General features: G+C 42.0%; 19 protein-coding genes and 2 tRNA genes. 9 read left to right on the forward strand and 12 right to left on the reverse strand.

Features of this window, described 5'->3' with window-relative positions; translation table 11 throughout:
- Nucleotide 1: 1 nt before the first annotated feature.
- Complete coding sequence (gene secA / locus G458_RS0104360) at nt 2-3,382, reverse strand: preprotein translocase subunit SecA (RefSeq protein ID WP_026950826.1); 3,381 nt, start codon at nt 3,380-3,382, stop codon at nt 2-4.
- Nucleotides 3,383-3,468: 86 nt separating this feature from the next.
- A complete protein-coding gene (dapF, locus tag G458_RS0104365; protein ID WP_026950827.1) occupies nt 3,469-4,257 on the reverse strand; it encodes a diaminopimelate epimerase in 789 nt (262 codons plus the stop codon).
- A gap of 170 nt (nt 4,258-4,427) precedes the next feature.
- Here dapF and G458_RS0104370 point away from each other — a divergent pair, with 170 nt between their 5' ends.
- The 3 genes from G458_RS0104370 (at nt 4,428) to G458_RS0104380 (ending at nt 6,686) form a co-directional block, all read left to right on the forward strand.
- Nucleotides 4,428-5,183 (forward strand): superoxide dismutase, encoded by a 756-nt coding sequence (locus G458_RS0104370; protein WP_026950828.1) that lies wholly within the window; start codon nt 4,428-4,430, stop codon nt 5,181-5,183.
- 179 nt (nt 5,184-5,362) lie between these two features.
- Nucleotides 5,363-6,148 (forward strand): hypothetical protein, encoded by a 786-nt coding sequence (locus G458_RS0104375; RefSeq protein WP_026950829.1) that lies wholly within the window; start codon nt 5,363-5,365, stop codon nt 6,146-6,148.
- Between the two features lie 70 nt (nt 6,149-6,218).
- Nucleotides 6,219-6,686, forward strand: a complete 468-nt coding sequence (locus tag G458_RS0104380) for a pyrophosphohydrolase domain-containing protein (RefSeq protein WP_026950830.1) — start codon at nt 6,219-6,221, stop codon at nt 6,684-6,686.
- A 154-nt stretch (nt 6,687-6,840) separates the two neighbouring features.
- Here the strand turns inward: G458_RS0104380 and G458_RS21605 are convergent, their stop codons facing one another.
- The 5 genes from G458_RS21605 to mutS form a co-directional block, all read right to left on the reverse strand.
- Nucleotides 6,841-7,074 carry a GIY-YIG nuclease family protein gene (locus G458_RS21605; RefSeq protein ID WP_084438814.1) on the reverse strand — a complete coding sequence of 78 codons (234 nt, stop codon included), beginning with the start codon at nt 7,072-7,074 and terminating at the stop codon, nt 6,841-6,843.
- Nucleotides 7,075-7,118: 44 nt separating this feature from the next.
- A tRNA-Leu gene (locus G458_RS0104385) sits at nt 7,119-7,202 on the reverse strand.
- 81 nt (nt 7,203-7,283) lie between these two features.
- A tRNA-Gly gene (locus G458_RS0104390) sits at nt 7,284-7,356 on the reverse strand.
- A 125-nt stretch (nt 7,357-7,481) separates the two neighbouring features.
- Nucleotides 7,482-8,279: a LuxR C-terminal-related transcriptional regulator gene (locus G458_RS0104395; protein WP_026950831.1), complete on the reverse strand. Its 798-nt coding sequence runs from the start codon at nt 8,277-8,279 to the stop codon at nt 7,482-7,484.
- 57 nt (nt 8,280-8,336) lie between these two features.
- The gene (mutS, locus tag G458_RS0104400) at nt 8,337-10,940 is read right to left on the reverse strand and encodes a DNA mismatch repair protein MutS (RefSeq protein WP_026950832.1); all 2,604 of its coding nucleotides are present in this window, start codon (nt 10,938-10,940) and stop codon (nt 8,337-8,339) included.
- A gap of 81 nt (nt 10,941-11,021) precedes the next feature.
- Between mutS and G458_RS0104405 the strand changes: the two genes are divergently transcribed.
- On the forward strand, nt 11,022-11,555 hold the full coding sequence (locus G458_RS0104405) for an RNA methyltransferase (protein ID WP_026950833.1): 534 nt from the start codon (nt 11,022-11,024) through the stop codon (nt 11,553-11,555).
- 124 nt (nt 11,556-11,679) lie between these two features.
- Here G458_RS0104405 and G458_RS0104410 read toward each other — a convergent pair whose 3' ends face one another.
- Genes G458_RS0104410 through G458_RS0104430 form a run of 5 tightly spaced genes read right to left on the reverse strand, consistent with a single transcriptional unit; the run spans nt 11,680 to nt 14,668 of the window.
- The gene (locus G458_RS0104410) at nt 11,680-12,138 is read right to left on the reverse strand and encodes a PaaI family thioesterase (protein WP_026950834.1); all 459 of its coding nucleotides are present in this window, start codon (nt 12,136-12,138) and stop codon (nt 11,680-11,682) included.
- Nucleotides 12,139-12,143: 5 nt separating this feature from the next.
- Complete coding sequence (locus G458_RS0104415; protein WP_051287020.1) at nt 12,144-12,728, reverse strand: hypothetical protein; 585 nt, start codon at nt 12,726-12,728, stop codon at nt 12,144-12,146.
- A gap of 38 nt (nt 12,729-12,766) precedes the next feature.
- Nucleotides 12,767-13,525 (reverse strand): SDR family NAD(P)-dependent oxidoreductase, encoded by a 759-nt coding sequence (locus G458_RS0104420; protein WP_026950836.1) that lies wholly within the window; start codon nt 13,523-13,525, stop codon nt 12,767-12,769.
- A gap of 12 nt (nt 13,526-13,537) precedes the next feature.
- Nucleotides 13,538-14,077 (reverse strand): YfiT family bacillithiol transferase, encoded by a 540-nt coding sequence (locus G458_RS0104425; protein WP_026950837.1) that lies wholly within the window; start codon nt 14,075-14,077, stop codon nt 13,538-13,540.
- 9 nt (nt 14,078-14,086) lie between these two features.
- Entirely contained in the window at nt 14,087-14,668 is a 582-nt protein-coding gene (locus G458_RS0104430; RefSeq protein WP_322786236.1) for a ComF family protein, read from the reverse strand.
- 194 nt (nt 14,669-14,862) lie between these two features.
- Here G458_RS0104430 and G458_RS0104435 point away from each other — a divergent pair, with 194 nt between their 5' ends.
- Genes G458_RS0104435 through ybeY form a run of 5 tightly spaced genes read left to right on the forward strand, consistent with a single transcriptional unit; the run spans nt 14,863 to nt 17,201 of the window.
- Nucleotides 14,863-15,207 carry a carboxymuconolactone decarboxylase family protein gene (locus G458_RS0104435; protein WP_026950839.1) on the forward strand — a complete coding sequence of 115 codons (345 nt, stop codon included), beginning with the start codon at nt 14,863-14,865 and terminating at the stop codon, nt 15,205-15,207.
- 1 nt (nt 15,208) lies between these two features.
- Complete coding sequence (locus G458_RS0104440) at nt 15,209-15,568, forward strand: hypothetical protein (protein WP_026950840.1); 360 nt, start codon at nt 15,209-15,211, stop codon at nt 15,566-15,568.
- Nucleotides 15,569-16,330, forward strand: a complete 762-nt coding sequence (locus G458_RS0104445; protein WP_026950841.1) for an exodeoxyribonuclease III — start codon at nt 15,569-15,571, stop codon at nt 16,328-16,330. It abuts the gene before it with no gap.
- Between the two features lie 40 nt (nt 16,331-16,370).
- Nucleotides 16,371-16,772, forward strand: a complete 402-nt coding sequence (locus G458_RS0104450) for an ATP-binding protein (RefSeq protein WP_026950842.1) — start codon at nt 16,371-16,373, stop codon at nt 16,770-16,772.
- 3 nt (nt 16,773-16,775) lie between these two features.
- The gene (gene ybeY / locus G458_RS0104455; protein ID WP_026950843.1) at nt 16,776-17,201 is read left to right on the forward strand and encodes an rRNA maturation RNase YbeY; all 426 of its coding nucleotides are present in this window, start codon (nt 16,776-16,778) and stop codon (nt 17,199-17,201) included.
- The last annotated feature ends 77 nt before the right edge of the window (nt 17,202-17,278 follow it).

Raw genomic sequence — 17,278 nt, forward strand, 5'->3', positions numbered from 1 at the left:
GTTAATGTTCGATGATCACACATCTTCCTTCGGCAATATCCTGCTCAACGCTTTTGTATTTTACGTCTGTTTTGGTAGTGCCATTGGTGTACTGAACGGATACTTTGTCATTTCTGCCATAGGTTTTGTCCGTTTTTCTAGGGGCCACCGGCGGAGGAGCGGGGCGGCCAGCTACAGCGGCTGCAGCTGCAGCACGATTTGCGCCAGGATTCAAGGTAGAGCCAACTTCCTCTTTGGAGGCCTGAACTCTCGGTTCAGATGCCCGCGGAGCCTGAGCCTGCTGAACTTGAGAGGGATCCTGCTTTGGTAAATCTGCTCTAGTCAAGAAGGAAATCATGTCCTCGTTGAGCTTACCGATGAAGCGCTTGAACATTTCAAAGGCTTCAAACTTGTAAATCAAAAGAGGATCCTTTTGTTCGTACACCGCATTTTGAACTGACTGCTTCAAGTCATCCATATCCCGGAGATGCTCTTTCCAGTTTTGGTCAATAATCGCCAAAGTGACATTTTTCTCAATGGATCGGATTAGCTCGCGGCCTTCTGATTCAATAGCTTTTTCGAGGTTACATACCACCCCAATCTGCTTGATACCATCCGTAATCGGCACCATGATGTCTTTCACCGTCGCACCTCTTTCCTCAAATACTCTTTTGAAAATCGGAAGGGCAGTCTGGCAGATCAGCTCATTTTTCTGATTATAGCTGTTCATGGCCGCAGCATAAAGCTCCTGAGTGAGCTTCATAGCATCCTTTGACTTCAAATCTCCTTCGGAAATAGGATAATCCACACCCAAAGAAGTAAAGATATTCATCCGTAGGTCATCCGCATTTTCAGTGGATTTGCCTATGTCAATCAAGCTTTCACATACATCGTAAAGGATATTGAGTATATCCAATTCCAGACGCTCACCTTTTAGAGCATTTCTTCTTCGCTTATAAACAACCTCTCTTTGGGAATTCATGACGTCGTCATATTCCAAGAGTCGCTTACGGGTTCCGAAGTTGTTTTCTTCTACTTTTTTCTGGGCTCTCTCGATGGATTTAGTGATCATGCTGTGCTGAATCACTTCTCCTTCTTCCAGTCCCATTCTATCCATCAATTTGGCGATTCGGTCTGATCCAAACAGTCGCATCAGAGAATCTTCCAAAGAGACAAAGAATTGAGAGGATCCCACATCACCTTGTCGACCAGAACGACCACGAAGCTGTCTATCCACTCGTCGGGATTCATGTCTTTCTGTACCGATGATGGCCAGACCACCGGCTTTTCTGGATTCAGGGGTTAGTTTGATATCCGTACCTCGACCCGCCATGTTGGTTGCAATTGTCACGGTTCCTGGCTTTCCTGCCTCAGCAACAATTTCTGCTTCACGAGCATGTTGCTTGGCATTCAAAACCTGATGAGGGATCTTCTTCAAGGTCAGCATTCTGCTCAATACCTCGGAAATTTCCACAGAAGTAGTACCAACCAAGACCGGTCTCCCTGCTGCAACCAATTCATTGATTTCATCGGTAACGGCATTGAATTTCTCGCGGACGGTTTTGTACACTTTGTCCTCCCGATCTGCACGGATGATAGGCTTATTGGTAGGAATCACCACCACATCCAACTTGTAGATTTCCCAGAATTCTCCGGCTTCCGTTTCCGCTGTACCGGTCATACCGGCAAGCTTGTGATACATACGGAAGTAATTTTGAAGAGTAATCGTCGCGTAGGTCTGGGTAGCATCCTCTACTTTGACATTTTCCTTAGCTTCAATCGCCTGATGAAGTCCGTCGGAATATCGTCTTCCCTCCATTACACGACCGGTCTGCTCATCAACGATTTTCACTTTGCCATCCACAATGATGTACTCCGTATCCCGCTCAAACATGCAATAAGCTTTGAGCAACTGGTTTACGGTGTGGATTCGCTGAGCCTTTACGCCGTAATCCTTGATGACTTCTTCCTTACGGATTAATTTTTCCTTGTCGTCAATAGAAGTATCTTTTTCCAATTCGGCGATCACTACACCGATATCTGGAAGAATGAAGAATGTCGGATCTTCATTTTTGGAAGTCATGGCTTCGATGCCACGGTCAGTAAGATCAACTACATTGCTTTTTTCATCGATAGTAAAAAATAGCGGTTCGTCTGCCTCAGGCATATTCCGCTTATTGTCTTGGAGGTAATAGTTCTCCGTTTTCTGAAGAATTACTCGAATTCCAGGCTCAGAAAGGTATTTGATCAAAGGCTTGTATTTTGGCATACCTCGGAAGGCACGAAAAAGTGCCAAACCACCTTCTTTCTCATTTCCATCTGCAATCAATTTCTTGGCTGAGCCCAAAAATCCCTGAACAAGTTTTCGCTGCTCATCCACTAGGCCAGCAACGCGCGGCTTCATTTCGTCGAACTCATGCACATCTCCTCTTGGCACAGGGCCTGAAATGATCAAAGGAGTCCTTGCATCATCAATCAACACGGAATCGACCTCATCGACCATGGCAAAATGGTGTTTTCCTTGTACCAAGTCGCCGGCCTCCCGGGCCATGTTGTCCCGTAGGTAGTCAAAGCCAAACTCATTGTTTGTACCATAGACGATGTCACATCCGTAGGCTTTTTTCCTTCCAAAAGAGTTCGGCTGATACTTGTCAATACAATCGACAGTCAGGCCGTGAAATTCAAACAAAGGAGCATTCCATTCAGAGTCACGTTTTGCCAGGTAATCATTGACAGTAACGACATGTACTCCTCTTCCAGAAAGAGCATTCAAAAACGCAGGCAAGGTGGAAACAAGGGTTTTACCCTCGCCGGTAGCCATTTCGGCAATTTTCCCCTTGTGGAGGACCATACCCCCAATAAGCTGAACATCGTAATGAACCATGTCCCAAACCACTTCAGTACCCGCGGCCATCCACTTGTTATGCCACACTGCCGTCTCTCCTAGGATCTCCACATTTGCTTTGGTCGCCGCAAGCTCACGATCTCGAATAGTTGCCTGGACTTCCAGCTTTCCGTTTTCTTTGAATCGCCTTGCTGTTTCCTTGACAATGGCGAAAGCCGTGGTCATCACCTCCTCCAGGACTTTTTCCAATTCGGAATCCCTTTCTTTTTCAAGGGCATCTATTTGATTGAAAAGCTGGTCTTTTTCGTGGATAGCATCAGCAGGAAGAGCTTCTATCTGAGTCTTGATTTCCGTGATTTTCTCATCGATGGACTGAAGGTGCTCGTTGATTTTAGTCCTGATTTCCTGAGTTTTTTCCCTCAGTTGATCATCGGTAAGTGAATTCAATCCCGCAAAAATCTTGTTGATTTCAGTGACTTTCGGGAGGAGTTCTTTGATATCTCTATCGGATTTGGTGCCGAAAACTTTGGCTAATCCTTTTGCAATAAAATCTAGCATAAACTTATGTTGTATCCCTTTTTGGGGGCTTAAAAATAAGCCCTTTTTGTTAGAATTGATAATCGACCAGAGGAATGGTTCTGGACTTAAAGTTGATTTTCTTTAATTGATATTTTCCCGGAAAAAACCTGTTCGGCAGGCCCTATCAACCATATATTCTGATAGCCCCCTTTTCCGTTTTCTTCAAATTTTACGGACAGATTGCCTCCTAGGGTCTTGATTTTAACCTCATTGAGGTTTTTTTGAGAGCCAAAAACCAAAGCCGCGGCAGTCACGCCAGTACCACAGGAAAGCGTTTCATTTTCAACTCCACGCTCGTAGGTTCTGACAAATACTTCTCCTGTCGCCAGTTCTTGTAGGAAATTAACATTGGTCCCGGAGGGAGCATATTGGCTGTCGTATCGAACAGATTTACCCTCATCAAATACCGGGTAACTTTTAATTTCTTCTACAAATCGGATATGATGAGGAGAACCGGTATTGACAAAGAAATCTGAGCGTCTGTCCTCGATACCTTTCACATCACCCATCAAAAGTTCGACCTGGTTATTTCTTAAAATTGCCTCATGAGGTCCGTCAATAGCCAGGAAGCGAGTGGAGTCGGAGACTATTCCCAAAAATGAGGAAAATGCAACGGCACATCTCGCTCCGTTTCCACACATACTTTGACTACCGTCGGAATTGAAATAAACCATCTCAAAATCGTAATCGGGATGATTACGAATCAATATCAGGCCATCAGCGCCTATTCCAAATTTACGGTCGCATAGCTTGCGGACTAAGTCGAGGTTTTTTTCATCAAAGGCCTGAACACGATCATCCATCATGATGAAGTCATTTCCGGTCCCTTGATATTTATAGAAAGTAAAATCCATGAAGGAAAAATTTTTCATTCTCAGACAAAAACTTATCCAAGAAGTAATTCCAATACAAACATAACCAAGTTGTCAGGAAATCGGACGGATTGTCTGATTATCAATTTTTAATCCCCGCTAGATTGGCTAATTTCAAATTTGAATCAAAAACTATTAATCCTATTTACACGATGAAAAGCCTAGAAAATGGATTATCCAGAAGAGAGTTCCTCTCCAATACTTCCAAAGCGAGTTTTGCGGTAGGTCTAGTGGGTACCGGAATTTTGAGCGCTTGCTCAGGCGATGCCAAAGGAGATGGCAAAGCGATTTTGGCAACCAGTTTTACCCAAACTCCATTAGCCTATGATTTTTCGGCACTTGAGCCTAACATCGATTCTTTGACGATGGAAATTCACTATACCAAACATGCTGCAGGCTATGCCAAAAACCTGAGCGAGGCGGTGGGAGAAGAAAGCGTGGATACCAATAAGCCATTGGAAGATGTTTTGGCTGGAATTTCCAAGTATTCAACCAAAATGCGAAATAATGCCGGTGGCCACTATAACCATGAGCTGTTCTGGAAAATCATGAGCCCTCAGGGAGGAGGAATGCCGGAAGGTGCTTTGGCAGAAGCTATCAATTCTTCTTTTGGAAGCTATGATGCCTTTGTGGAACAGTTTGAAACAGCCGCAAAAACCCGATTCGGCTCAGGTTGGGCATGGTTAGTGGTTGGAGAAGATAAAAAACTTGCCGTAGGATCCACACCAAATCAAGACAATCCACTGATGGATATTTCCGATTTCAAAGGAATTCCGCTAATGGGAATAGATGTTTGGGAACATGCTTATTATTTGAATTACCAAAACAGACGACCAGAGTATATTTCAGCCTTTTGGAATGTGCTGGATTGGGGAATTATTTCACAGCGATATTCACAAGCTGTGTAAAAGGTCAACACTAAGGAAGAGCTTCTCTTCCTTATTTTTTTCTTCTTTTTGATCGGGAAGCCTGTATAAAACCCTGTTTTTGAGTCAATTTAGATGTTTTTGAAATCTAAGGCCGGAGAAGTTTAGGGCCATGGCATTGGGTTTGACTTTTTCGGAACAAACCAATTATCAATCACCTTATGAAAAAGTATCCTAATCTATTTGGAAAACTTTCCCTTGCGCTCGCATTGGGAATTGCGCTGAGCTCTTGCTCAAATGATGACGAACAAGCCATCACTGATCCACAGACCCAAGCGAAATTAAGCACCACAGCTTCCAGCGGATCCAATGCAGGAGCAGAAAACGCCAGAGTTGTGGTAGGTGGAATGACTGTTTCCAATTTCTACGTCGGCACTCAAAGCGTAGAAATGAAATATTTTGCAAAAGCTGATTTGTTGGCAGGTATCAACTTGGGAAATCTCCAGTTGAAATCCAATACAAGCGCAGCGCTACAATCTTCCTCTTCTACCAAGAAAACTCACACTTTGGTTTCCTCAGGAAATGCACAGTTTTCAGCAATCGGTGAGGGAAGTACACCTGAAGGAAATTATAAGGAGGTTACCTTTAAGCTTTTCAAAAACACTGAAGGAAACGCCAATAATCCCTTGTTCCAGAAATCTTTGGTAGTTACCGGAGAGGTAAATGGTAAGGTGACCACCTTCTGGACTGAGAGTGAAAAAGTAATACGGGCGATGTCAGAAGCCTCCACTGGAGTCGAGGTGGACAACAATACCGAGATGGTGTTGGTCTTTGAATTGAATAAGCTTTTTGCTGGAGTAGATTTCAATACTGCTCTAGACGCCAATCTGGATGGAAGGATTGAAATCAGCCCAAACAGTCCGGATGGCAACTTAGTGTTGTTTAACAAAATCGAAAGCAATCTAGAATCTGCAGTTTCCTTGAAAAACAGACAATCCATCAAATAAGATTAGAAAAAGGCCGGGAGTTCCGGCCTTTTTCATTTAATTCAAAGCTCAAATTTCAATGTAGCTTTCTATGCAAGATCCAAAGTCTCTTACTTCTGTAGCCTTATTTCATCAGACCTTTAAGCATCCGGTACTCCCAAGTCCCACAATTCCTTCCGAAACCCGATGTAACCTGCGGGTATCCTTGCTTTCTGAAGAATTGAAAGAACTTGAAGAAGCAATTGAAAACAAAGATCTAGTAGAAATCGCGGATGCGCTTTGTGACCTCCAATACGTACTCTCGGGAGCAATTCTTGAATTTGGGTTGGGGGAAAAGTTCAAAGAACTCTTTGACGAAGTGCAACGCTCCAATATGAGCAAGGCCTGCAAGACTGAAGAGGAAGCAAAAGCCACTGTTGCCCATTATGAGGCAAAGGGCACACCTTGCTTTTATGAAAAAGAAGGGGATTTATACCTGGTATTCAGAGAGGGAGATCACAAAACGCTGAAGTCAGTAAATTATTCTCCGGCAGATTTAAAGGGGATTTTGGAAAAATAAACTGTATGAATTTAGAATTTCTGCCTGCTGGATCAGCAGGCATTTTTTTTAGTCCACAAAAAAGCCCCGCATTGCTGCGAGGCTTATGTACCAGGAGCGGGACTTGAACCTGTCTGCAACAGGCAGGCCCGCACGTCCAAATGGACACAAGATTTTATAAACCCAATATTTCCCTTTTTCCATTAGTCGTCTTCAAATACTTCTCAAATTCCCTTACCTCAGCTCTATTTGGGAAGTCTTTCTGGAAAATCAGTACAAATGGTCGATAAGGCTTTGTTGTTCGTTCATATCCAGAATTGTGGCGATGAATTCTTCGTTCTAAATCTGATGTCAGTCCAACATAAACATATTTCCTTACCGTACTGGATATCGCATAGACTGTGAACATGCTGAAAAATAAACAAAAAGCCCCGCATTGCTGCGAGGCTTATGTACCAGGAGCGGGACTTGAACCCGCACGTCCAAATGGACACAAGATTTTAAGTCTTGCGTGTCTACCAATTCCACCATCCCGGCTTGCTCTACTTTACAGTAGAGGGAAGACTTTTTGAGCAAAATGCTCTTAAACAACAAAGCCCTTTTGCAAGGGCTTAATCGAGCGAGAGACGAGATTCGAACTCGCGACCCCGACCTTGGCAAGGTCGTGCTCTACCAACTGAGCTACTCTCGCTTGTTTTACCAGACCGTTGTCTTGGCTAATTGTGGATGCAAAGGTAAGTCCAGAAAATATTTATGCAAGAGTCTTCTTAAGAATTTTTTTTGAAAACATTTGAGTTTGCTGATTTTCAGCGGATTTTAAAATTCATGAGAGACAAGATACTTCACCATTTCTCCGACATTTTTGGCTCCAAGCTTCCGCAAAATATTTTTTCGATGGGTAGCAACCGTATTGAATGAAATATTCAGGATCTCGGCAATCTCTTTGGACTCTTTTCCATCCAAAATAAGATTGACGATCTCTTTCTCTTTGGGAGTAAGGTTCACGATTTTGTCATCTGGAGAGTTTTTGCTTACAAAAATCTTTGTTCCGTTGTCCTTGATATAGGAATAATTCCAATCGTAATTCTTCGTCTTCGGAGGGTTGGGAAGCTGGATAATGATGTGAAGATCCATAATGAAGTTTCCTTCTTTGTCAATGACATAGGGTCTTACCTTGGAAGTCATCCAAATACTCTCACCGGTCGTTCGATGAACCCAACGTGTGGTATAAGAAAATTCAAATGTGTGTCGCTCAGGGATACTTAAAGAATGAAAGGTGTCAAAGACAATTTTTTGGAAGCGAAATAATTCTGGTCTATCATCTGGATGGATCATGGTAAAGGAAGTTTCCATTCCTTTATCTCTAAACATCGATTCTGGATAGCCTGAGATTTTTTCCACATTTCCCGTGAAAAAGGCAAGATTCAGATTTCGATAATCAAAACAGGCAATTACCAGCCCTTCCTGGATACCAATAGTTTTGCTAAGGATAAGCAGCTCATCCTTGAGTTTTTGTTCATCGAAGTCCCCGGAAAATTTTTGTTCTTTCCATTCTTTAAAAAAACGGGTAAACTTTTCCTGCTTTTTTAAATCCTTCAATAATACCTTATCCATAAAAATTGGCCCTGTGTGTTAAGTTCAATTTTGAAGATATTAAGAATTAATATTTTTTCACTCTATCTTCTTCTTTATCTCATGTAATTTCAATAGAGCTTCAATAGGCGAAATGGTATTGATGTCTATCTCATCAATCAAAGCTTTTGCTTCGGTAAATTTAGGGTCCATTTCAAAAAGACTCAACTGAAAGTTATTCTTGGGTACAGATTTAAAGGTTTCTTTTTTGTCTTTCAGGGCTTTGTCTTTTTCCAAATGGCTCATGATTTCTGCAGCTCTCAGCACCACTGGGTTAGGCATGCCGGCCATTTGGGCCACATGAATCCCGAAACTATGCTCACTTCCTCCCTCTTTCAGCTTCCTCATGAAGATTACTTTGTTTCCCACTTCCTTTACGGAAACATTGAAATTTTTTATTCTTGGGAAATCTTCTGTCAATTGATTCAGCTCATGATAATGAGTCGCAAAAAGTGTCTTGGCTTTGAAATTTGGATGATTATGCAAAAATTCCACGATTGACCAAGCAATAGAGATTCCGTCATAAGTGGAAGTACCGCGGCCAATTTCGTCCATCAATACCAAACTTCGGTCGGATAGATTATTCAAAATGCTGGCAGTCTCGGTCATTTCCACCATAAATGTAGATTCCCCTTTGGAGAGGTTATCCGAAGCTCCCACTCGCGTGAAGACTTTGTCAATAATCCCAATCCTTGCAAAAGATGCAGGAACAAAGCTGCCCATTTGAGCCATTAAGACAATCAGGGCTGTCTGTCTCAACAAGGCAGATTTACCGGCCATGTTGGGGCCAGTGATAATCATAATCTGCTGACTGTCATGATCCAGGTAGATATCATTGGGGACATAATTTTCACCCACTGGCAGCTGCTTTTCAATGACTGGATGTCGACCGTCCTTTATTTCCAAAGTCTCAGTATCCGAAATTTTGGGTCTGCAATAGCCATTGGAAAGTGCAACTTTGGAGAAGGAAAGCAAGGCGTCCAAGGTGCCTAACACTCGGGCATTCTGCTGGATTTGTGTGACAAACTGAGCAGCTTCCTGCACCAGTTCCTGAAAATATTTCTGCTCTAGAGCGATCATTCGTTCCTCAGCATTCAGAATTTTTTCCTCGTACTCCTTGAGCTCTGGTGTGATATATCGTTCGGCATTGACCAAGGTCTGCTTTCGGATCCATTCCTGTGGAACCTTGTCTTTGTGGGCGTGGGTTACCTCCAGATAATATCCAAAAACCTTGTTGTAAGAGATTTTAAGAGAGGTAATGCCGGTATTTTGAATTTCCCGCTGCTGGATCTGGACCAGAAAATCCTTTCCCTTGTTGGCCAAACCCCGATATTCGTCCAATTCCGCGTCCACTCCATCCTTGATCACTCCTCCCTGATGGATCAGCATGGGAGCATCCTCCTGAAGTTCATTTTCGATCTTTTCGAGTAAAAACTCACAGGGATAAAGCTGATCTGAAAGTCGCTTGAGGGTAGGATTTTGCTGGTTTTTAAGCAAATCCTTGATAGGAAGCGTAGATTTTAGGGCACGCTTGATTTGGTTAATTTCTCTGGGATTGGCTCGACCTACAACTACTTTGGAAATCAACCTTTCCAAATCTCCGATGTGCTTGAGCTGCCCGATTATTTCCTCAATCAACGTGGATTTTTGGTGAAAAAAGTCCACCACGTTGAGCCTTTCTTCGATGGGCTGCTTTTCTTTCAAAGGCAATACCAGCCACTTTTTCATCATTCTGGAACCCATAGGAGTGACCGTCTGGTCCAAAATCTGAATCAAAGGAACGCCTCCTTCATGTTGTGGAAAAACCAACTCGAGATTTCGGATCGTGAACTTATCCAGCCAGACGTATTTTTCTTCAGCAATTCTCGAAATCGCAGCAATATGCTGTACCTCCCGGTGCTCTGTTTCCTCCAGATAATAGAGAATTGCTCCTGCGGCCACTATGCCGGATTCCAATTCTTCAATACCAAATCCCTTGAGATTATTTGTGCCAAAATGTGACTTCAGTTTTTCGTAGGTAAAGTCAAATTGGTAAACCCAATCCTCGCAGTGAAATGTAATAAATTCGGATTTAAGGAGCTCAGCAGCGGTTTTTTTGGCGGCTTTTGAAAAAATCACTTCAGATGGGGCAAAGCTCTGGAGGAGTTTTTCCACATAAGAAGCATTGCCCTCAGCACACATGAATTCTCCCGTGGAAACATCCAAAAAGGCAATTCCATGCTTCTCTTTCCCAAAATGGATGGAAGCCAAGTAATTGTTTTTCCGGGTATCCAACACTTGATCATTGTAGGAAAGGCCCGGAGTTACCAGTTCAGTTACACCTCTTTTGACAATCCCCTTGACTGATTTGGGATCTTCCAATTGATCACAAATGGCTACTCTGTTTCCTGCCCGTACCAGTTTGGGAAGGTAATTATCCAAAGAATGATGAGGGAAACCAGCCAATTCGATATGAGAGGCAGCACCATTGGCTCTTTTGGTCAGAACAATGTCCAAAACCTTGCTCGCAATGACTGCATCTTCCCCAAAAGTCTCATAGAAGTCGCCTACACGAAACAACAACAGTGCTCCTGGATGCTTGGCCTTGATGGCATTGTATTGTTTCATCAAGGGAGTTTCCTGACCATCTTTGGATCTACTCATGGGGATAAAAAGGGAATTATGGTACTTTTGAATTGGGAATTAGGCCTGAAAATAGCCGATTAGGGCACGAGATCAAAAAAGATGAAGAAATTAAGCATGGAAGAATTGGACCGGCTATCGGTCGAAGAGTTCAAGGAAACAAAAAAGTCCCCTCTTGTCTTGGTTCTGGACAATGTTCGGAGCCTAAATAATGTTGGCTCTGCCTTTAGGACAGGTGACGCTTTCCGAATAGAGAAGATTTTTCTTTGCGGAATCACCGGAACTCCACCTCATCGGGATATTCAAAAAACTGCCTTGGGAGCCACTGAATCCGTAGAATGGGAATACTGCCTGAATACCATGGAGGCAGTCAATAAGCTTAAAACGGAGGGCTATAAAATCTGTGCCTTAGAACAAGTGGATAACTCCATTATGCTGGATAAATTTTCCCCGGAGTCCAATCAAAAATATGCCCTAATTTTCGGAAATGAGGTTTTTGGAGTAGAGGAGGAGGTTTTGAAAGCATGCGACAAGGTCTTGGAAATCCCACAGTTAGGAACCAAGCATTCTTTGAATATTTCTGTCTCTTTGGGAATTGCTGTTTGGGATTTGATGGTCAAAATGAAGCAGTTTTAACTCCTCAAACTTTCTCAAGAAATCAAGTTGATTTAGCTATAAACAAGCTCTCCAAAAACAAAAACCTGTTTGAAACGATTTCAGACAGGTTTTTTTAATTGGGTAAAATTAAATTGTAAAATCTTCAAAAGCCCAAGTCAGAGAGTTTAACATGGGTTTTGATCAGGTTGGAGCTCGCTTTTGCTACAATCTTTCCTTTCTCGTTTCGAATAATGGCTTCCCAATGATTCACATTAGATCCAAATCGAACCAAATTTGCGGAGACTTCCAATTTTTCCCCGACTTGGGCAGAGGACAAGAAATCCACGTTCAAGTTGATGCTGGTCATCAGATATTCTGATCCGGCCACAAAATTTCCCATCCCGATTACATCATCCATCATCAACGAAGCCATGCCTCCATGGAGAATCCTTCCCGGGTTACACATTTCCTTGCGCACAGTATATTGTACTTTGATAAAATTGGATTCCACTTCCAAAAGCACTCCTGCCAGGTGATTCCCTGCCATGGAGGGTGTATTATCCAAGACTTTCCCTATTTGGGATTTAAAATATAGAAGCTGAGGACTGGGTTTTTTTTCCATAAAAGCTATTCAAGTTGATTGAGGAGACGAAGATAGTCTTCCACTAAAGTTTTCAAAATTTCCTTTTCTTTCTCATTCGCCCAAATCGGCGACCTTTCTCCATTTGCAAGGATCTCGAAGGAATAATCCTCCATAATTAAGGGCTTTAATTGCTGGAAAAGGCCATAATGATCAAGGTTATTCCCGTTGGAAAACGGAAAGAGGAGGGATTCCCCATCTTTGGTGGCTACAATTTCAATCGGAAAATCAGCATTTCTCAATTCCCAAAGGATATATGCCTCCTCTTTGACTGGATTGAGGATAATCGCCGGATCCAAACTTGGATTTAATGCTGACTGTAAACGTTGAGAGTGTCGGAAAAGAGTCATTCCTGCATCCCGACGGATTTCCCTGTCGTAATAAATCGCCCTTAAATTCAGAAAAAACAGCCTATCTGAATCAGAAACCAAGAAAGTCCTGTCTTTTTGAGTGTTGTTTGCCCGATAGGAATTGAAAAAGGAAAATATCAGAACTAGCCCAAAAGAGGAGAAAAGGAAGATCTTGAGAATCCTCACCAATTCGGGAGTCAGAACTTTATCTTGAGAGGCCATACTTTCTATACCTCTTTGAAAGGTTTTTGTTAGAAAAATTACCTTACATAAGAGCCCGCATTGATATCGATGGAGGTACCTGTAGCATGATCGGCAAGACCAGAACAAAGCAAAGTCACCATTGGAGCAATATCCTCTGGAAGAGTTAATTCCTTCAAGGCAATATCTTTTAGGGCAAAATCCTCTCCATACTCTGACAGAATTTCTTCAGCCATATCTGTCCGCGTAAATCCCGGAGCTATCAAAAATGCCTTGATTCCTTCCTTTCCATAATGTCTGGCAATGGAGCGGGTTAAACTGACCAATGCACCTTTGGAGGCTGCATAAGCCAAATAATCCGGGGTATCGCCTCGGAAAGCAGCCCTGGAAGAAATCATGATAATTCTTCCATTTTCCTGAGGCCTTGCTTGATCGACAAACTCCTTGCTCAGAATTCCCACTGCGGTGGCATTAATGGTCATGGTTTTTTCCCAGATTTTCAGCCAATCTCCTGTTGGAAGCTGATCTGAGGCTGAAATGGCAATTCCGGCATTGTTTACCAAAGCAGTCAGTGGACCGTATTTTTCCACCAATCTGGGAATAAAGCCCACCACCTCGGCGGTTTGCGAAAGATCACAGGCTTCCAAATGGGCTGGATTTTTCAATTGGCTAAACAAACTTTCAGCCTCAGTTTTATTGGAATTGTAATGAATAATCACTTCTGCACCCGATTCAGACAATTGTCTCGCTATTGCTCTTCCGATTCCTCTCGAGGCACCTGTGACCAGAATTCTTTGGTTTTTGAGTGAAATATTCATGTTTGTGGGTTTTTATTGATCATAATTACGCAGAGCCAGATGCTGAATATGTGCCAGATGGTGCTGAGAATGCCAGGCATACATCAGCGTTACTTCTCCCAGACTTTGGCTGCGCTTGCTTTCTGGGTGGTAGTAGGTCTTTAAGAAGTCACCTTCACTCATGGAATCCATCAATATTCCCAATTTCAGGTGAATCGCTACGATCAATGCCAATGCTGGCTCAACTGGGAGGGAATAGTCCGCCAATTTAGCCCATTCAGCTTCTTCATAAGGTTTGATTGTCGGGTTAGACTCAGTTAAAGCCAATTTAAACCGAACAAAGGCATTCATATGGCTGTCGGCACAATGATGAACTAATTGTCTGACAGTCCATCCCCCAGGACGGTATGGTGTATCCAATTGCTCAGCAGTCATAGGGCTGACTGCGGTAAAAAGGTTTTTGGGAAAAGATTTAATCGTTTCTACAGCTTCTTGAATTGCCTCAGCCTTAATTTCATTAGGTACTTGAAATTTCCCGATGGGATATTTCAAAAATTCGATGTCAATGTTCATGGGATTAATTTATTGACCACCCGCAGCGATGGTAGCCAAATCTACGTTTTTTGCCCCATTGGCCCAAAGCACATTTGCGCAAGCACAAAGTGTCGCGCCTGTGGTGATCACATCATCCACGAGAAGAATTCTCAGGCCTGAAACCGGAAAATTCTCAGCCAAAGCAAAAACTTCTTCCACATTTTCCAATCTCTCAATTCTGGATTTATTAGTCTGAGTATCAGTAAATTTGACTCGTACCAAACGCCTTTTTACATTGATTTTCAATGACTTAGAAAGCCCGAGTGCAAAAACCTCACTTTGGTTATATCCTCTTCTTTTTTCTTTCAAAGGATGCAAAGGAACCGGAACAATTTCATCCCAAGCTCCTTCGAAACCAGCTTGTATTAATTCCAATCCAAATAGCCTTCCCAATTCTTCTCCTATTTCGGGCTTATTTCTGTATTTGAGGAGATGGAGTAAATGCTGGCTTTGCCCTTTTTTTGAAAATCTGAGAAAGGCCATGACCTGGTTGACCTGTGTCAAGCCCTGAAGCTTGGAAGTCAATTCATTATCAAACGGCCTGAGATGAAAACTTGCTCTTGGCAACAAACCTTGGCAGGTAGTACAAAAGCAGGGCTCAAAATCCAGGAGACTAGTCCCACATTGGGGACAATTTCTGGGAAATATGAGATCCAAAAAATCTTTCCAAAAAAGTAAACGCATCGCTAAAAAGTGGTGTTGTAACAGCTTGGGGCACAATATGACGTATATTTGCCCCCTTGACCCTAATTATCCTGAAGGTAATGAATCTAATAGACGAATTCAACGAGTACAGAGCTAAAATGAACGAGAGGATTTTAGCAGAAGACAACAAAGTCATCAAGCGGTTTTTCAACCTGGATACCAATACCTACGCGGAAGGTGCTTTGGATGTAAAAACCAAAGAAATGATCGGATTGGCTTGTTCAATGGTTTTGAGATGCGATGACTGCATCAAATATCATTTGGGCAAATCCTTCGAGGCAGGTGTCGAAAGGAAAGAAGTATTTGAAGTATTTTCCATTTCCATGATTATCGGTGGCTCTATTGTCATCCCTCACCTGAGAAGAGCCGTAGGATATTGGGAGGAATTAGAAAATCAGGCATAAGATGTTTAAGCGAGATTTAGAACTGGAAAAACGCTGGGCAAAACTTCTGGAGGGGCTAAAAGATACCATTGGAAAAAAACCAAACGATCTTAACGGGGTTCTTTTTCTAATCGGAGTCCAAGAACTTGGCAAAGGAACCAAGACCTTTTCCAAAGAACAAAAGCAGGATTTGATGCACATTGCCGTTTGTAAAGTTCTGAGTTATGCCGGATTTTATGAATTGGATTATGTGGATCAGGAAGGATGGCCACACTGGAAGTTGATCAAAGAACTACCTCATTTTGATCTTTTAGACCAAGAAAAGCTATTAAAGCTGCAGGTCTTAGAGTACTTTGAGAAAGAATACCAAATAGAAATTTAAATGAAGCTTATCTCCTATAATGTAAACGGGATCCGCTCAGCCATAAACAAAGGATTTGTGGACTGGCTGAAGAAAGAAAACCCGGATGTTATTGGTTTACAGGAAATTAAAGCCCAGGAAAAGGATGTTAATCCGGCAATATTTGAAGATTTAGGCTATGAATTATACTGGTTTCCGGCCGTCAAGAAAGGATATTCCGGCGTAGCCATATTTTCTAAGGTAAAAGCCCAATCTGTCAAATATGGAATGGGACTTTCCAAGTATGACGATGAGGGAAGGCTGATCCAAGTGGATTTTGATGATTTCTCATTCCTATCGTCGTATTTTCCATCAGGAACCACTGGTGATGTCCGACAGGATTTCAAGTATGAATTTCTGGATGATATCTATGGATACATGCAGGATTTGAGAAGAGAGAGGCCAAAATTGATTTTAAGTGGAGATTACAATATCTGTCACAAGCCAATAGATATTCATAATCCTATCTCTAACAAAAACTCTTCAGGATTTCTTCCTGAAGAAAGAGCTTGGATGGATAAATTCACAGGTTCCGGATTTATAGATACGTTCCGGCATTTCAATCAAGATCCTCACCAATACACTTGGTGGAGTTTTAGAGCAAATTCAAGATCAAAAAACTTGGGCTGGAGAATTGATTATCACATGGCTACCCAAGAAATGCAGAACAAACTGAAAAGTGCTGTAATTTTGCCGGATATCATTCATTCGGATCACTGTCCCATTGGATTAGAAATTGAATAAGAATAAGTAAACAAGATCACTTTCAAAGAACATTTCCATAATGAAGTCTATAAAAATTTCAATTCCATCTCTGATTGAGAACATAAAAATCATTGAGAGTTTCATTGATAATGCAAAGGAGAACTTTGAGATTAATGACGACATCTATGGAAACATCATGATTTCTGTGACAGAATGCATCAGTAATGCAATCATTCATGGAAACAGAAATGATAAAGCCAAGCTAGTTCACTTGGAATTAACTATGGAAGATGATCAATTGAAATTCACCATTGAAGACGAAGGAGAGGGATTTGATTTAGCAGAACTTCCAGACCCCACCTCGCCGGAAAATATCGAAAAGCCAGGAGGAAGAGGAATTTTCCTTATCAGACATTTGAGCGATGAGGTAAAGTTTGAAGATGGGGGAAAAAAGACAGTTCTCTCATTTTATATGGATTAAATCATGGCGATTAATTTCTTTACCGAGGACGTCCCCTTCAAACTTTCTGATAAACTCAAACGAAAGAAATGGCTTAAGGAAATTGCCAATTCTGAAAATTTCAAAATAGGGGAGCTCAATTACATCTTCTGCTCAGATGAATATCTGTACCAGATTAATGTAGACTACCTTTCCCATCATACCTATACTGATATCATCACCTTTGATAATTCAGAAGAAGAGGAATTCATAGAAGGGGATATATTCATCAGTGTGGATCGGGTAAAAGAAAACGCAATCAAACTTAGCCAACCAGAAGAAAAGGAATTAAGCAGGGTAATCTCCCATGGCTTATTTCATCTGATGGGTTACAAAGACAAAACCAAAGAGCAGGCTTCTACAATGCGAATCAAAGAAGAATCTGCAATTAAAAAATATCAGGAAATGTAAACGTTCCACGTGAAACATGTTCGAATAGATTGGCAATTTCTGATTCAACTGTTCCACGTGAAACACTAACAGAAAAT

The sequence above is a fragment of the Algoriphagus mannitolivorans DSM 15301 genome (genome assembly GCF_000429425.1).
GTDB classification, from domain to species: Bacteria; Bacteroidota; Bacteroidia; order Cytophagales; family Cyclobacteriaceae; genus Algoriphagus; species Algoriphagus mannitolivorans.

Bases quoted from the DNA above. Each gene is read 5' to 3' on its own strand.
- secA (WP_026950826.1), bottom strand. From the start codon at position 3,382: ATGCTAGATTTTATTGCAAAAGGATTAGCCAAAGTTTTCGGCACCAAA.
- dapF (WP_026950827.1), bottom strand. From the start codon at position 4,257: ATGGATTTTACTTTCTATAAATATCAAGGGACCGGAAATGACTTCATC.
- G458_RS0104370 (WP_026950828.1), top strand. From the start codon at position 4,428: ATGAAAAGCCTAGAAAATGGATTATCCAGAAGAGAGTTCCTCTCCAAT.
- G458_RS0104375 (WP_026950829.1), top strand. From the start codon at position 5,363: ATGAAAAAGTATCCTAATCTATTTGGAAAACTTTCCCTTGCGCTCGCA.
- G458_RS0104380 (WP_026950830.1), top strand. From the start codon at position 6,219: ATGCAAGATCCAAAGTCTCTTACTTCTGTAGCCTTATTTCATCAGACC.
- G458_RS21605 (WP_084438814.1), bottom strand. From the start codon at position 7,074: ATGTTCACAGTCTATGCGATATCCAGTACGGTAAGGAAATATGTTTAT.
- G458_RS0104395 (WP_026950831.1), bottom strand. From the start codon at position 8,279: ATGGATAAGGTATTATTGAAGGATTTAAAAAAGCAGGAAAAGTTTACC.
- mutS (WP_026950832.1), bottom strand. From the start codon at position 10,940: ATGAGTAGATCCAAAGATGGTCAGGAAACTCCCTTGATGAAACAATAC.
- G458_RS0104405 (WP_026950833.1), top strand. From the start codon at position 11,022: ATGAAGAAATTAAGCATGGAAGAATTGGACCGGCTATCGGTCGAAGAG.
- G458_RS0104410 (WP_026950834.1), bottom strand. From the start codon at position 12,138: ATGGAAAAAAAACCCAGTCCTCAGCTTCTATATTTTAAATCCCAAATA.
- G458_RS0104415 (WP_051287020.1), bottom strand. From the start codon at position 12,728: ATGGCCTCTCAAGATAAAGTTCTGACTCCCGAATTGGTGAGGATTCTC.
- G458_RS0104420 (WP_026950836.1), bottom strand. From the start codon at position 13,525: ATGAATATTTCACTCAAAAACCAAAGAATTCTGGTCACAGGTGCCTCG.
- G458_RS0104425 (WP_026950837.1), bottom strand. From the start codon at position 14,077: ATGAACATTGACATCGAATTTTTGAAATATCCCATCGGGAAATTTCAA.
- G458_RS0104435 (WP_026950839.1), top strand. From the start codon at position 14,863: ATGAATCTAATAGACGAATTCAACGAGTACAGAGCTAAAATGAACGAG.
- G458_RS0104440 (WP_026950840.1), top strand. From the start codon at position 15,209: ATGTTTAAGCGAGATTTAGAACTGGAAAAACGCTGGGCAAAACTTCTG.
- G458_RS0104445 (WP_026950841.1), top strand. From the start codon at position 15,569: ATGAAGCTTATCTCCTATAATGTAAACGGGATCCGCTCAGCCATAAAC.
- G458_RS0104450 (WP_026950842.1), top strand. From the start codon at position 16,371: ATGAAGTCTATAAAAATTTCAATTCCATCTCTGATTGAGAACATAAAA.
- ybeY (WP_026950843.1), top strand. From the start codon at position 16,776: ATGGCGATTAATTTCTTTACCGAGGACGTCCCCTTCAAACTTTCTGAT.